The sequence below is a fragment of the Sphingomonas bacterium genome (assembly GCF_028289855.1).
Classification (GTDB): domain Bacteria; phylum Pseudomonadota; class Alphaproteobacteria; order Sphingomonadales; family Sphingomonadaceae; genus Sphingomonas.
The window spans coordinates 1-13,131 of sequence record NZ_JAQGKZ010000046.1; the positions used below are offsets into that span (position 1 = coordinate 1).

Here is a 13,131-nt window from a genome sequence, read left to right on the forward strand (position 1 = left end):
GCCTTCCTGGTCGAAACCCCCGATCATGCGCTCGCCGCAGCCAAGGCTGCCGATGATGCGCGCGCGGCAGGCGAAACGCTCAAGCCGCTCGCCGGCGTGCCGATCGGCATGAAGGACCTGTTCTGCACCAAGGGCGTCGCGTCGACCGCGGCGAGCCACATCCTCGAAGGGTTCGCGCCCGAATACGAATCAACCGTCTCGCAGAATCTGTGGGACGCGGGCGCCGGCATGTTGGGCAAGCTCAACATGGACCAGTTCGCGATGGGGTCGTCGAACGAGACCTCGTATTTCGGCAACGTCATTTCGCCCTGGCGGCGTTCGGATGGTGGCAACGCGCCGCTCGCGCCGGGCGGATCATCGGGCGGCAGCTCGGCGGCAATCTCGGCAAGATTGTGCCCGGCAGCGACCGGCACCGACACGGGCGGCTCGATCCGCCAGCCCGCGGCGTTCACCGGGATTTCGGGGATCAAGCCGACTTATGGCCGCTGCTCGCGCTGGGGCGTGGTGGCGTTTTCCTCGAGTCTCGACCAGGCCGGGCCGATGGCGCGCGACGTGCGCGACTGCGCGATCATGCTCGAGGCCATGGCGGGGTTCGACGCCAAGGATTCGACCAGCCTCCAGCTCGACGTGCCCAAATGGGAGGTGGGGCTCAACGCCAGCCTAGCCGGCAAGCGCATCGGTATCCCCAAGGAATATCGCGTCGACAACATGCCCGAGGAGATCGAGGCGCTGTGGCAACAGGGCATTGCGTGGGTAAAGGATGCCGGGGCCGAGGTGGTCGAAGTGTCGCTGCCGCACACCAAATATGCGCTGCCGGCCTATTACATTATCGCCCCCGCCGAGGCCTCGTCGAACCTCGCGCGCTACGACGGCGTGCGCTACGGGCTGCGCGATCTGCCCGAGGGCGCGAACCTGCAGGACATGTACGCCGCGACCCGCGCTGCCGGGTTCGGGCCGGAGGTCAAGCGCCGCATCCTGATCGGGACTTATGTTTTGTCGGCAGGGTTTTACGATGCGTACTTCACACAGGCTTCGAAGGTTCGCGCGCTGATCGCGCGCGATTTCGACGAGGCTTGGAAGTCGTGCGACCTGCTTCTGACGCCCACCGCACCTTCGGCGGCGTTTGCGCTGGGCGAGAAGTCAGCCGATCCGATCGCGATGTATCTGAATGACGTCTTCACCGTGCCGTCGAGCCTAGCCGGGCTGCCGGCGATGTCGGTGCCGGGCGGGCTCGACAAGGCGGGGCTGCCGCTTGGGCTTCAGGTCATCGGCAAGGCGCTCGACGAGCAGGGCGTGCTGGACGCGTGCCTGGCGATCGAGGAGCGGGCTGGGTTTGTCGCGCGGCCTGAGGCGTGGTGGTAGCTGACTTTCCCTCTCCAGCGAAGGCGGGAGAGGGTTAGAGGCCGCTGCGGTTTCATACTTGCAATGTTGGGATTCGTTTGAGAGCGTCCAGGCCGCTCTTTGACATCGTGATCTTGCACCGAAATGGCCGCTCATCGGCACCCCATGGTCAGTGCGAACATTGGGAACATTCGCTCTAATCCACCCGCCCACGCTCCACCGAATCGAGGATCCGCGCGCCCGCCATGAACACCGCGATCGGGCAGACCGAAAACAGCAGCCAGCCGCCGAAGCCGGGATATTGCTGGACGTAGTGGACCCCGCGCTCGACCGCGCCGAGGCCGAGGCCATAGATGATCAGGAACGCCTCGAACTTGGTCTTGATGATAAACAGGCGGGAGAGTTTGGTCCACATGGCGTCCGTTAACGCATAGACCGTGCCAATGGCGGAAACGCGTCGTTTCGCGTTACCGGACAGGGTTAATCGTAAGTAAATCCGACAGATAGAGCGTCTCGAGCAGCGCCGTGCGGGCGGCGCGGATGCGAGAGATCAGCGTAGGATCGCCGATGTCGGCGATCGCGATCTCCTCGGGCCAATGCGCCTCGATCGTTACCGCGATGCGATCGAGCTTGGCGGTATCGACCATGAAACGATCGTCGACCGTCGCCGGATCGGCGACGACGCGCAGCCGCAGGCACGCCGGGCCGCCGCCGTTCGCCATCGACTGGCGGACATCGACCACCTCGACCCGGCGGATCGGGCCGTTGCCAGCGAGCATTTCCTGTAGCCACGCCCAGACGGCGGCGTTGGCGCGCGCCTCCCCAGGCACGATCAGCGCCATCGTGCCGTCGGGCAGCGTCACCAATTGGGCGTTAAACAGGTATGACGAAATCGCGTCGGCCAGGCTGACGCGGGCTGCGGGCACCTCGACGATCTCGGCCCAGGGCGCGGCTCGGGCGATGCCGGCGTACAACCCGTCCTTGTCCTCGAACGCCAGTTCGTGCGCGAACAATACGCGTTCGTTGGCGACCGCGACAACGTCGTTGTGGAACGCTCCCGCGGTGATCGCGGCGACCGATTGCTGCGCGAACAACGTGCGGTCGGGCGAGAGCCGATGGCGTCGGGCTATAGCCTCGGATGCCTCGCGGCGCTGACGGGCCGGGAAGGGGCCGCCGCTTTCGCCGTAGACAAAGATCTCGACCCCGCGCGCGTCGTGATGCTCGCACAGCCGCATATGATTGGCCGCGCCCTCGTCGCCGAACGGCGCGGGGACGGGAAGGTGGACGGCAAAGGCCGGGTCGGCAAACGCGAGGCGAAGCTGCGCCAGCGTCTCCGGCCATTCGTGGCTGCGGTGCGGCATCGTGACGAGATTGGCGACGGTCAGGTGGCACCGGCCGTCGGGGGTGTCGGGACCGGGCGAGACGGTCGCCGCATTGGCCGCCCACATCGGGGAGGCGGACAACGCCTGCGCCTGAAGGTAGGGCGTCGCGTCGGTGTAGGTCGTGGCGAGGCTCGTCAGCCAGCCGTCGTCGGGCCGATCCTGCGGCGGCAGGAGGCCCTGCGTCAGGCCGAGCGCGAGATTGGCGCGCATCTTGGCGACACCCTCCAGCGCGGCATCGCGCGGGCGTGACGTCAAGCCGGCATTCTTCATCGCGGCCAGGTTTCCCGCGCTCAAACCGGCATAATTGTGGCTCGGCCCGACGATCCCATCGAAGTTGATCTCGACCAGCATCAGCCGCGACCGATATAAGTAACCTGGTTGCCCTCGCCGACGCCGAGTGCCGCGCAGCCGTCGCGGTCGATCACCACCCCGCCGCCCGCCTCGCGCAGCTTGGCGAAAGCGCAGCGGAAGTCGCTCAGCCGCCCCGTCGCCGCCAGCGCGCGGTCGCCGCCATCCTCGTCCACCGCAACCACCGTCGCGGTTTTGGCCTGGGCGACGCTTTTGACGTGGTCGGTCCGCGCAGTCATGGTCGGGCCGCCGTCGAAGATGTCGACGTAATTCTCGAACGCGAAGCCTTCGCTCTCGAGCATCCGCATCGCCGCGCGGCCCGATGGGTGCGGCAGACCGATCACCGAGCGCGCACTCTCGGTCAGCATCGCGACATAGATCGGGTGCTTGGGGAACAGATCGGCGATGAACTGGTGCCCGCGCGTCGCATTGAAACGGTCGGCATCCTGGAAATTCATCCCGAAGAAGCGGCCCGCCAGTCCGTCCCAGAATGGCGACCCGCCGGCTTCGTCGATGATCCCGCGCAGTTCGGCCAGAATTCGGTCGGCGAAGCGCGCACGGTGCATCGCGATGAACAGGTAGCGGCTGCGCGCGAGCAACAGGCCGAGGCCACCGGCCCGCTCGCCGGGATGGAGGAACAGCCCGCCGACCTCGCTCGACCCTTCGAGGTCGGTGGTCAGCGACAGCATCTCGGCGCGAAACGTGCGGTTCAGCTCCTTGCTGTTCTGCGACAGCGTGCCGAGCCGATAGCTGTAGAAAGGGTGCTGCTGACCGATCCGGCTGAACATCTGGCACGTGCCGCGCACTTCGCCGGTCTCGACGTTCTCGAGCATCAACACGAAGATGTCGTCGGCCAATGCGTCATCGGTGCGTGCGAACGCGGCGCTGCTGGTGCCCAGCCGCGCCTTCAACGCTCGGCGATCGGCCGGCAGGTTGGTGAAACCGCCGCCGGTCAGCTTCGCCATTTCGTACAGATGCTCGATATCGGCATCGACGGCGGCGCGGATACGAAAGCTCACAATCCCCCCTGTTCGGCGATCTTGAGGACAGTCAGCGCCGACAAAGCGGCGCGTTCGGGCAGGCTGTCGATCAGGAGGAACTCCTCGGCCGAATGGATCGCCCCACCGCGCGCGCCCATCGTGTCGACCACCGGCACCCCGGCCGCGGCGATATTGTTCCCGTCGCATACGCCGCCGGTCGCTTTCCAGCCGATGTCGAGGCCGAGATCGGCGCCGGCATCCCGGACCAGCGCGAACAATTTGGCGGCGCCGTCGTCGATCGGCTTGGGCGGGCGATTGAAGCCGCCATGCACGTCGATCCGCACATCGCGGTCGGTCGTGACCGCTGCGACCGCATGATCGATCGCGGCTTGCGCGCTGGCGATCGCATCTGGCGAGGATGGGCGAAAATTGACGCGCAGGATGGCCAGATCGGGCACGACGTTGTTCGGCCCGCCGCCCTCGATCCGCGCAGGATTGACCGCGAGGCCCTCCTTCTTTGCCGCGAATAGCCGAACCGCGAGATCGCTCGCCGCGACGATCGCATTGCGCCCGTCGTCGGGGTTGCGGCCGGCATGCGCGCTCTTGCCATGGACGACGATAGAGAAATTGCCCGTTCCGCCGCGCGCGCCGGCAAGCGTGCCGTCGGGCAACGCGGGTTCGTAGGTCAGCGCGGCGACCTTTCCTCGCGCGAGCTCGGCGATCAAAGCGGCGGAGGAAAACGACCCGGTTTCCTCGTCCGAATTGATCATCACGTCATAGCCGATCCGCGCAGCAAGCGGCGATACCTCGACCGCCTTGAGTGCGGCGAGCATCAGCGCGAGCCCGCCCTTCATATCGGCCACTCCGGGGCCGTTCACCGTATTAGAATCCACCTCGGCCAGCATCTGAAACGGGTGATCGACCGGATAGACCGTATCCATGTGCCCGGTGAACAGCATTCGCACCGGCGCCTCAGTACGGACGCGAACGACAAGATGCCGGCCATGTTCGATCGCGCTGACCTTGCCATCGGCGCCGACGCTCTCGGCAGAATGCGGGTCGATCAGGGACACTTCGCCCGGCAGCGCCGAAAACACGTCGGCCAGCGCACTGGCCATTGCCGACAGCCCGGTCAGGTTGCGCGTCCCGCTGTTGATCGCCGCCCAAGTGCGGGTGTTGGCGAGCATCGGCTCGGCATTGACGCGGTCGAGGACGGCAGGGATCATCGCCGCCGTCTAGGCCGGTCCGGCCGCGGGGTGAACCCCCGCGGAGCGGCGATCAATGCGAATTATAGTTGGTGCCCGACCCGCTGCTCACGCCCAGCGCCTTGCGCCCCGCCGCAAAGGGATTGCCCGGGCCATAGGCCTTGGCGCTCGATGGCCGCGTGCCGCCGCTGCACACGAACTGGCGCGCGGAATCGTCGAGCGATCCGCTGGTGACGTCACGCCACATGCCCGATCCGGCCTCGTCCGACAGCTGCGCCAGGCTGGTGCTGTAACCGGTCAGGTGCAGGAAGCGGTAGCGCGCGCCGGCGCAATCGAATTCGAGCACCAGTTCGCGCGACGCCGTGCCGTCGGCGTCCGAGGTGGAATGCACGCTCCACGCATGGATCCGGCGCAGGTTCGTTCCGCTGTTCACGATACTGTCTCGATCGATGAAATAGGCGGTCGTGCTCGATTCCGATATGGCGACGAGATACCAGTTCTTCGCCGATGCCGGGACCGACCAGAACAACGCAACCAGAGCTAGCCACTTGATCATGTGATCCCCCTTTTTGTAGCGCGGTCATCGTGCAGAGCAGCGCCCGGCTTTGCAAGTATCAACCGATGGTCAATTGACCGGAAAATGTCGCGAGCACGTCTGCATAGAGCTGGCGCTTGAACGGTACGATTAACTTGGGCAGGTCGGCTGGATCGACCCAGCGCCATGACATGAATTCGGGATGCGGCGTCGCCAGGTCGATATCGGTGTCCTCGCCCAAGAAGCGATACAGGAACCATTTTTGGCGCTGTCCGCGCCATTTGCCCTTCCAGACCTGGCCGACCAGGTCGTCGGGCAGATCGTAGAAGAATTCGCCCGGTGCCTCGGCGATCAAGGCGACTTTGTCCGGTGCGACCCCGATTTCTTCGCCCAGCTCGCGCACCGCCGCCGTTTCCGCATCCTCGCCGGAATCGATCCCGCCCTGCGGCATCTGCCATGCTTCGACGGTCGTATCGATCCGCTGCCCGACGAACGCGAGACCGTCGCGGTTGAGCAGCATGATTCCTGCGCAGGGACGATAGGGCAGGTCCGCCTTGTCGGTCACTCCGCCGCCTGCGCCATCACGCGGTCGCCCTCGGCCTCGACGATGATGTCCTTCAGCGCGGCGAGCGCACCGGCGACATCGCCGACGCTCGACGGGATGACTTTGCGCATCGTGATGAAGCCGTGGACGTTACCCTTGGCCTCGCGGAACACGACCGGCACGCCGGCTTTCGCGAGTCCCGCCGCATAAGCGCGGCCCTGGTCGCGGATCGGGTCGAGGCTGGCGGTCACCACAACCGCTGCCGGCATGCCGGCGAGATCGCCGAGCAAGGGTGACGTGCGAATGTGCGTGGCTTCCGACTGATAGGCGGCATCGAACCATTCCATCGACTCGCGGGTCAGCAAATAGCCATCGCCGAATTCGGCATAGGACGGATACTCCCGACTCATATCCGCAGCGGGATAGAAGGGCAGCTGCGCGATGACGGGAACCTTGGCGGGTTTGTCGCGCAGCGCCATCGCGGTGACGATGGTCAAATTCCCGCCCGCGCTGTCGCCGGCGAGGATCAGCGAGGTGACCGCGCGGCCGATCTCGGTGGGGCTGTCCGCGACCCAGCGCGCCGCCGCCTCGCAATCGTCGGGCGCGGCGGGCCATTTCGCTTCGGGCGCCAGACGGTAATCGACCGCGATCACCGGTAAATCGAGCGTGCGCGCCATTTCGGCGGTGAAGCTGGCATGGCTGTCGAGATCGCCGATGACGAACCCGCCGCCGTGAAAAAACACCACCGCCGGGCCGGGCTCGCGGCTGGCGCGCGGATCGAACAGCCGCGCGGGGATATCGCCCGCCGGGCCGGGGATGTTGAGGTCGAGCATCGTGCCGAGTTCGCCGATCGGCTGATCCGCGACATCCTTCATCATCACGTACATCGCGCGCGCCGCCGCCGGCTCGAGTTCGTGCATCTTCGGGCCCGGCATACTCGCCAGATAATCGAGGAATCCGCGGGCGTCGGGACGGACGAAGGGTTCAGTCATGCGGCTATCCTCTCGGGTGTTCCGTCCTTAAATAAAACCTATGATCGCCGTCGTCCATCACCCTGCGTACGTCGCGCCGGGGCAAGCCCGATCGGGCTATCAGTGGAACAAGAGCGGCGCGATCCGCGACCTGTTGCACGAGGCGGGCGACGCGATCGAATGGTTCGAGCCAGAGCCGATGCCGCGCGCATGGATCGAAGCGACGCACGATCCCGAATACGTCGCCGAAGTCATCGAATCGCGTGTGCCGCGCGAAAAGGAACGGCGGATCGGCTTTGCGGTCAACGAAGTCGCCGCGCGGCGGGCGCAGCTGGTGCCGGGCGGGACGTATCTCGCGGCGATGCTGGCGCTCGATCGCGGGTTTGCCGCCAACAGCGCGGGCGGGAGCCATCATGCGCTGGCCGACACCGGCGCCGGCTATTGCGTGTTTAACGACCTCGCCATCGCCGCGATCCGGTTGATCGAGGAAATGACGGTCGCGCGCCTGACGATCGTCGATTGCGATGTGCATCAGGGCGACGGTACCGCCGCACTGACTCCCGGCCGACCAGGCATCGCGACCTATTCGATCCACGCCGCGAAGAATTTTCCGGCGCGCAAGGCGCGGTCGACGCTCGACGTGCCGCTGGCCGACGGGGTCGGGGATGACGAGTATCTCGACACGCTCGAGGCGACGCTCGCGCCGATGCTCGACGCAGAACGGCCCGAATTGATCCTGTATCAAGCCGGTATCGATCCGTTCGGTGGCGACCGGCTGGGACGCCTGGACCTGACCGATGCGGGCCTCGCACGCCGCGAGCGCCTGATCGCACGGCTGGCGATCGGCCGCGGCATCCCGCTCGCGAGCACCATCGGCGGCGGTTATGGCGACGATGTGATCGCGATCGCCGGTCGCCATGTCGCGGCGATCCTGACTCTGGGACAGGCATTCGCCGACGGATGGCAAAGAACGGTTTTCACGGGAGTGTAACCGATCTAGGTTGGCCAGCAGGGGCTCCGCACCTAGAGAAGCCCGCGACACGACGCAGGAAACAGAGCTGACATGGCGACCGCCGCCCACGAAGTGACGCCACAAGAGGCGTCCGCCCATCCGCCCGCAGAATCGATCGTCGTCCGCTTTGCCGGGGATTCCGGCGACGGAATGCAGTTGACCGGGGGGCAGTTCACGCTGTCGACCGCGTTGGCCGGCAACGATCTGGCGACCTTCCCCGATTTCCCTGCCGAGATCCGCGCGCCGCTCGGCACCTTGTTCGGCGTCTCTGCCTTCCAGATCAATTTCGGCTCGACCGCGATCGAGACTGCGGGTGACGAACTCGACGTACTGGTTGCGATGAACCCCGCGGCGCTCAAGACCAATGTCGATGCGCTCAAGCTGGGCGGGCTGATCATCGCCGACAGCGGCGAGTTCACCGACCGCAACCTGGCCAAGGCGAAGTACGACGCCAACCCGATCGAGGACGGCAGCCTGGGCAAGTGGCAGGTTCTCGCGTTCAACATCTCGCAGCTGACGCTCGACGCGGTCAAGCCGTTCGGGCTGGGCAACAAGGAAGCGTTGCGCTGCAAGAACATGTGGACACTGGGGCTGGCGCTGTGGATGTTCGACCGCGACCGCCAGCCGCTGATCGACTGGCTCAAGGCCAAGTTCGCCAAGAACCCCACGCTGGCCGAGGCCAATATCGCCGCGATCAACGCGGGGCATGCCTATGGCGAGACGGCGGAGATTTCCGGGCCGCTAAAGCAGCATCACGTTGCTGCGGCGCCTGCCGAACCCGGGCTCTATCGGACGGTTACCGGAGCCGAAGCGATTTCGATGGGGCTTGTCGCGGGCGCGCAGCTTGCGGGCATCCCGATGTTCTTCGGCGGCTATCCGATCACCCCTGCGTCGGCGATTCTGCATCACCTAAGCCGTCTCAAGGAGTTCGGCATCACCACGTTCCAGGCCGAGGACGAAATCGCCGCGATCGCCAGCGCGATTGGTGCGTCCTATGCCGGACAGCTTGGCGTGACCTCGTCATCGGGACCGGGCATTGCGCTCAAGGGTGAGGCGATGGGCCTTGCGATCATGACCGAATTGCCTTTGGTCATCATCAATTCGCAGCGCGGCGGGCCGTCCACCGGGCTGCCGACCAAGACCGAGCAATCGGACCTTTATCAGGCGGTCTATGGCCGGAACGGCGATGCGCCGATGCCGGTAATCGCCGCGCGGAGCCCGTCCGACGCGTTCGAGGTCGCGATCGAGGCGGTGCGTATCGCGACGCAATACATGACCCCGGTGATGGTGCTGACCGACGGATATATCGCCAATGCCGCCGAACCGTGGAAGGTGCCGTCGGTCAGCGACTATGCGCCGTTCCCGGTTGAATACCTTGAAACCGCGCCCGCTGAAGGGTTCCAGGCCTATGCGCGCGACGCCAAGCTGAAACGGCCGTGGGTCAAGCCCGGCACGCCGGGTCTGCTCCATCGCATCGGCGGGATCGAGAAGGCGCTCGGTACCGGCAACATCGATTATTCGCCCGCCAACCACCAGGCGATGACCGATATTCGGCAGGACAAGGTGCTCGGCATCGACGTGCCCGATCAGCAGGTCGAAATCGGCGAGCAAGGCGGCAAGCTCGCGGTGGTCGGCTGGGGCTCGACCTTCGGGCCGATCCATCAGGCGGTGCGGCGCGCGCGGCGCCGGGGACTCGATGTCGCGCATCTGCATATTCGCCACATCTGGCCGATGCCCAAAAATCTTGGCGCGTTGCTAAAGAGCTACGACAAGATTCTCGTACCCGAAATGAACACTGGCCAGCTCAAGACAGTGCTCCGCGACCAGTTCCTGGTCGATGCTCGCCCGCTCAACAAGGTGAGCGGCCAGCCGTTCCGGATTGTCGAGATCGAGGACGCGATCGACGCGATGCTGCACGGCGGGTCGGGCGGCGAGGTCCCGGTGAGCGACACGCAATTGCCGAGCGCCGAGGCGATCAATCCATGAACCCCAACAGCTCGTCGGCCGCGTTGCTCAATGTCGGTGTGCTGATCGCGCTCTGCGCGCTCGCGTACTTCGTATTTCCGGGACAGGACGGGATCATGATCGCGATCGGCCTGGTCGTCGGGTTCGTGCTCGCGATGCTGACCTTCGCCAGGACGATGCCCGCGGGCGCGACCATTCCGGCCGCTTTGGGTGCGTTCGTCGGGCTCGTGCTCGTCGCGTTCGCGATCCCCTGGATGATCTCGCACGAACTGCGCGCCGCTGACGTCGGGAATATGCGCGACGGGTTGCTGACGATGAGCGGCGCGGTCGGGGCGCTGTTGTGGGGCGTCGCGCTGCGCCTGTTGTGGAATTCAAGGAAGTTGATTCGATGAACGACATGACTCCGCCGATCAAGTCGCTGCCCAAGGACTGGGAAACCGACCAGGAAGTGCGGTGGTGTCCGGGTTGCGGCGACTATGCGATCCTGAAGGCGGTGCAGCGGACCATGCCCGAGATCGGCGCGCGGCCTGAGAATACGGTATTCGTCAGCGGTATCGGCTGCTCGTCGCGCTTTCCTTATTACATGGAGACATATGGCTTCCATACGATCCACGGCCGCGCGCCGGCGGTGGCGACGGGGGTCAAGCTGGCCAATCCCGAACTCGACGTGTGGATCATCACCGGCGACGGTGACGCACTGTCGATCGGCGGCAACCACACGATGCACCTGCTCAGGCGCAACCTGAATTGCCAGGTGCTGCTGTTCAACAACGAGATTTACGGCCTGACCAAGGGGCAATATTCGCCCACCAGCCGGGTCGGCACGCGCAGCCCCTCGACGCCGTTCGGTTCGGTCGACCGCCCCGCCACGCCATGCGCGTTCGCGTTGGGATCTGGCGCGCGGTTCGTCGCGCGAGCGATCGACGTCAACAAGAACCTGCCGAGCGTGCTCAAAGCCGCCTACGCGCATCAGGGCGCGGCGTTCGTCGAGATCTTTCAGAATTGCATCGTCTATAATGACGAGGTGTTTGGCGCGTTCACCGAAAAGGCCAATGCCGCCGCCAACCAGATGTGGGTCGAACATGGCCAGCCGCTGCTGTTCGCGGGCGGTACCAAGGGGCTGACGATGGACACCGATCGGTTGGTGCTCAAGGTTGTCGATGTGACCGATGGCGACTGGCAAGGCGCGCATGTTGCGGTGCACGATCAGACCAACCGCGGGCTCGCGCACATGCTGGTGGAAATGCCGTTCGGCGTGTTTCCGATGGCGCTGGGGGTGCTCTACGACGATCCTGCCCCGACCTTCGACAGCGCGGTGATCGCGCAGAATGCGCAGGCCAGCGAGGGCAAGAAGCCCGATCTGCAAAAACTGCTGAGCCAGGGCCAGACGTGGATGGTCGAGAAGCAGCCGCACGTCATCTAAAGCGAATGCCGGCTCCGGTCATCGTCTGGCTGCGGCGGGACTTGCGTCTCGCCGATCAGCCCGCGTTGGCCGCGGCGATCGGTCAGGGGCCAGTGGTGCCGGTCTACATTCTGGACGACGAGACGCCCAAGCACCGCAAGATGGGCGCCGCTTCGCGGTGGTGGCTACACCACAGCCTGGAGTCGCTCGACCGGGATTTGCGCGTGTGCGGCTCGCGGCTGATCCTGCGGCGCGGGCCGTGCGACGAGGAGCTTGCGAAGGTCGCCACGGAGATTGGCGCTCACACAGTCCATGCCATCCGCCATTACGAACCGTGGTGGCGCAACGCCGAGCGCGCTGTGGCCAAGCGGCTCGATCTGGTGTGCCACGACGGCAATTACCTCGCGCCGCCCGGGTCGGTGACGAGCGGGAGCGGGGCGCCGTACAAGATCTTCACACCGTTCTGGCGCGCGCTGCGTGACGTCATGCCGCCACAGCACTCGCTTGAAGCCCCCGTCCAGATAGGCGCGCCGAGCAAATGGCCGGCAAGTGACAAGCTCGAGCAGTGGGATTTGCTGCCAAGCAAGCCCAACTGGGCGGCCGCTTTCGCCAAGGAATGGACGCCGGGCGAGATGGGCGCGCACGAGCGGCTCGACGATTTCGTCGCTGAGGCATCCCGCTACGACGAGACGCGAAACCTGCCGTCGCTTGGGGGCAGTGCACGTCTGTCGCCGCACCTCCATTTCGGTGAGGTTTCGCCAGCTCAGGTCTGGCATCGCCTCGCGGGCAAGGGCGGGTCGGTCGACACCTTCCTGGGCGAGCTGGCATGGCGCGATTTCGCGCAGAACGTCATCCTGCAACTGCCCGATTACGCATCGAAGAACGGCCGCGAGCGGTTCGACGCGCTACCGTGGCGATCGTCGAAGACCGATCTGCGCGCCTGGCAGCAAGGACGCACAGGCTACCCGATCGTCGATGCAGGGATGCGCCAGCTTTGGGCGACCGGGTGGATGCACAACCGCGTGCGGATGATCGCCGCCAGTTTCCTGATCAAGCATTTGCTGATCGACTGGCGCGAGGGCGAGGCGTGGTTCTGGGACACGCTGGTCGACGCCGATTACGGCAATAACGCCGTCAATTGGCAATGGGTGGCGGGAACCGGAATCGACGCAAATATGTGGGGCCGGGTCATGGCGCCGCTGGTTCAGTCGGAAAAGTTCGACGCGGCGGACTACATCCGCGAATGGGTGCCCGAACTGCGCGATCTGACCGACGATGCGATCCACGACCCCGACGATGCGGGCTGCCGGCCCGACACCTATCCCGCCAAGATCATTGGCCATCGTGAAGCGCGCGAACGGGCGATCGCGGCGGGGCGAAAGATACGCTGAATCGCTTGGCGACAATAAAGCGCTGGTGCATGGATCCCGCGATGGATGCGCTGAC

13 protein-coding genes are annotated in these 13,131 nt (G+C 65.5%); 6 read left to right on the forward strand and 7 right to left on the reverse strand.

Annotation, left to right across the window (positions count from 1 at the left end; all coding sequences use genetic code 11):
* Positions 1-1,362 (forward strand): Asp-tRNA(Asn)/Glu-tRNA(Gln) amidotransferase subunit GatA (gene gatA / locus JWM94_RS04145; RefSeq protein ID WP_299422171.1); only part of this gene is annotated, 1,362 nt, incomplete at its 5' end.
* Positions 1,363-1,537: 175 nt separating this feature from the next.
* Here gatA and JWM94_RS04150 read toward each other — a convergent pair.
* Genes JWM94_RS04150 through JWM94_RS04180 form a run of 7 tightly spaced genes read right to left on the reverse strand, consistent with a single transcriptional unit; the run spans position 1,538 to position 7,327 of the window.
* On the reverse strand, positions 1,538-1,756 hold the full coding sequence (locus JWM94_RS04150) for a hypothetical protein (protein WP_299422173.1): 219 nt from the start codon (positions 1,754-1,756) through the stop codon (positions 1,538-1,540).
* A 52-nt stretch (positions 1,757-1,808) separates the two neighbouring features.
* Positions 1,809-3,074 (reverse strand): N-succinylarginine dihydrolase, encoded by a 1,266-nt coding sequence (locus JWM94_RS04155; protein ID WP_299422176.1) that lies wholly within the window; start codon positions 3,072-3,074, stop codon positions 1,809-1,811.
* Positions 3,074-4,090: an arginine N-succinyltransferase gene (locus tag JWM94_RS04160; RefSeq protein WP_299422178.1), complete on the reverse strand. Its 1,017-nt coding sequence runs from the start codon at positions 4,088-4,090 to the stop codon at positions 3,074-3,076. Before JWM94_RS04160 ends, JWM94_RS04155 begins: the two co-directional genes overlap by 1 nt.
* Positions 4,087-5,277, reverse strand: a complete 1,191-nt coding sequence (locus JWM94_RS04165; protein ID WP_299422181.1) for a hydrolase — start codon at positions 5,275-5,277, stop codon at positions 4,087-4,089. Before JWM94_RS04165 ends, JWM94_RS04160 begins: the two co-directional genes overlap by 4 nt.
* Before the next feature lie 52 nt (positions 5,278-5,329).
* Complete coding sequence (locus JWM94_RS04170) at positions 5,330-5,812, reverse strand: surface-adhesin E family protein (protein ID WP_299422183.1); 483 nt, start codon at positions 5,810-5,812, stop codon at positions 5,330-5,332.
* Positions 5,813-5,870: 58 nt separating this feature from the next.
* Complete coding sequence (locus tag JWM94_RS04175) at positions 5,871-6,356, reverse strand: RNA pyrophosphohydrolase (RefSeq protein ID WP_299422185.1); 486 nt, start codon at positions 6,354-6,356, stop codon at positions 5,871-5,873.
* Complete coding sequence (locus JWM94_RS04180) at positions 6,353-7,327, reverse strand: alpha/beta hydrolase (RefSeq protein ID WP_299422188.1); 975 nt, start codon at positions 7,325-7,327, stop codon at positions 6,353-6,355. The genes JWM94_RS04175 and JWM94_RS04180 overlap by 4 nt, the downstream gene beginning before the upstream one ends.
* Positions 7,328-7,367: 40 nt before the next feature.
* On the opposite strand from JWM94_RS04180, the gene JWM94_RS04185 reads away from it, so the two are divergent.
* The 5 genes from JWM94_RS04185 to JWM94_RS04205 all read left to right on the forward strand — a co-directional run bounded on the left by JWM94_RS04185 (position 7,368) and on the right by JWM94_RS04205 (position 13,076).
* Entirely contained in the window at positions 7,368-8,297 is a 930-nt protein-coding gene (locus JWM94_RS04185; RefSeq protein ID WP_299422191.1) for a histone deacetylase, read from the forward strand.
* A gap of 72 nt (positions 8,298-8,369) precedes the next feature.
* Positions 8,370-10,304 carry a 2-oxoacid:acceptor oxidoreductase subunit alpha gene (locus JWM94_RS04190; protein WP_299422193.1) on the forward strand — a complete coding sequence of 645 codons (1,935 nt, stop codon included), beginning with the start codon at positions 8,370-8,372 and terminating at the stop codon, positions 10,302-10,304.
* Positions 10,301-10,675: a hypothetical protein gene (locus JWM94_RS04195; RefSeq protein ID WP_299422195.1), complete on the forward strand. Its 375-nt coding sequence runs from the start codon at positions 10,301-10,303 to the stop codon at positions 10,673-10,675. Before JWM94_RS04190 ends, JWM94_RS04195 begins: the two co-directional genes overlap by 4 nt.
* Entirely contained in the window at positions 10,672-11,706 is a 1,035-nt protein-coding gene (locus JWM94_RS04200; RefSeq protein ID WP_299422197.1) for a 2-oxoacid:ferredoxin oxidoreductase subunit beta, read from the forward strand. Before JWM94_RS04195 ends, JWM94_RS04200 begins: the two co-directional genes overlap by 4 nt.
* Positions 11,707-11,711: 5 nt before the next feature.
* Entirely contained in the window at positions 11,712-13,076 is a 1,365-nt protein-coding gene (locus JWM94_RS04205) for a deoxyribodipyrimidine photo-lyase (RefSeq protein ID WP_299422199.1), read from the forward strand.
* Positions 13,077-13,131: the final 55 nt, after the last annotated feature.

Bases quoted from the DNA above. Each gene is read 5' to 3' on its own strand.
- JWM94_RS04150 (WP_299422173.1), bottom strand. From the start codon at position 1,756: ATGTGGACCAAACTCTCCCGCCTGTTTATCATCAAGACCAAGTTCGAG.
- JWM94_RS04155 (WP_299422176.1), bottom strand. From the start codon at position 3,074: ATGCTGGTCGAGATCAACTTCGATGGGATCGTCGGGCCGAGCCACAAT.
- JWM94_RS04165 (WP_299422181.1), bottom strand. From the start codon at position 5,277: ATGATCCCTGCCGTCCTCGACCGCGTCAATGCCGAGCCGATGCTCGCC.
- JWM94_RS04170 (WP_299422183.1), bottom strand. From the start codon at position 5,812: ATGATCAAGTGGCTAGCTCTGGTTGCGTTGTTCTGGTCGGTCCCGGCA.
- JWM94_RS04180 (WP_299422188.1), bottom strand. From the start codon at position 7,327: ATGACTGAACCCTTCGTCCGTCCCGACGCCCGCGGATTCCTCGATTAT.
- JWM94_RS04185 (WP_299422191.1), top strand. From the start codon at position 7,368: ATGATCGCCGTCGTCCATCACCCTGCGTACGTCGCGCCGGGGCAAGCC.
- JWM94_RS04190 (WP_299422193.1), top strand. From the start codon at position 8,370: ATGGCGACCGCCGCCCACGAAGTGACGCCACAAGAGGCGTCCGCCCAT.
- JWM94_RS04195 (WP_299422195.1), top strand. From the start codon at position 10,301: ATGAACCCCAACAGCTCGTCGGCCGCGTTGCTCAATGTCGGTGTGCTG.
- JWM94_RS04200 (WP_299422197.1), top strand. From the start codon at position 10,672: ATGAACGACATGACTCCGCCGATCAAGTCGCTGCCCAAGGACTGGGAA.
- JWM94_RS04205 (WP_299422199.1), top strand. From the start codon at position 11,712: ATGCCGGCTCCGGTCATCGTCTGGCTGCGGCGGGACTTGCGTCTCGCC.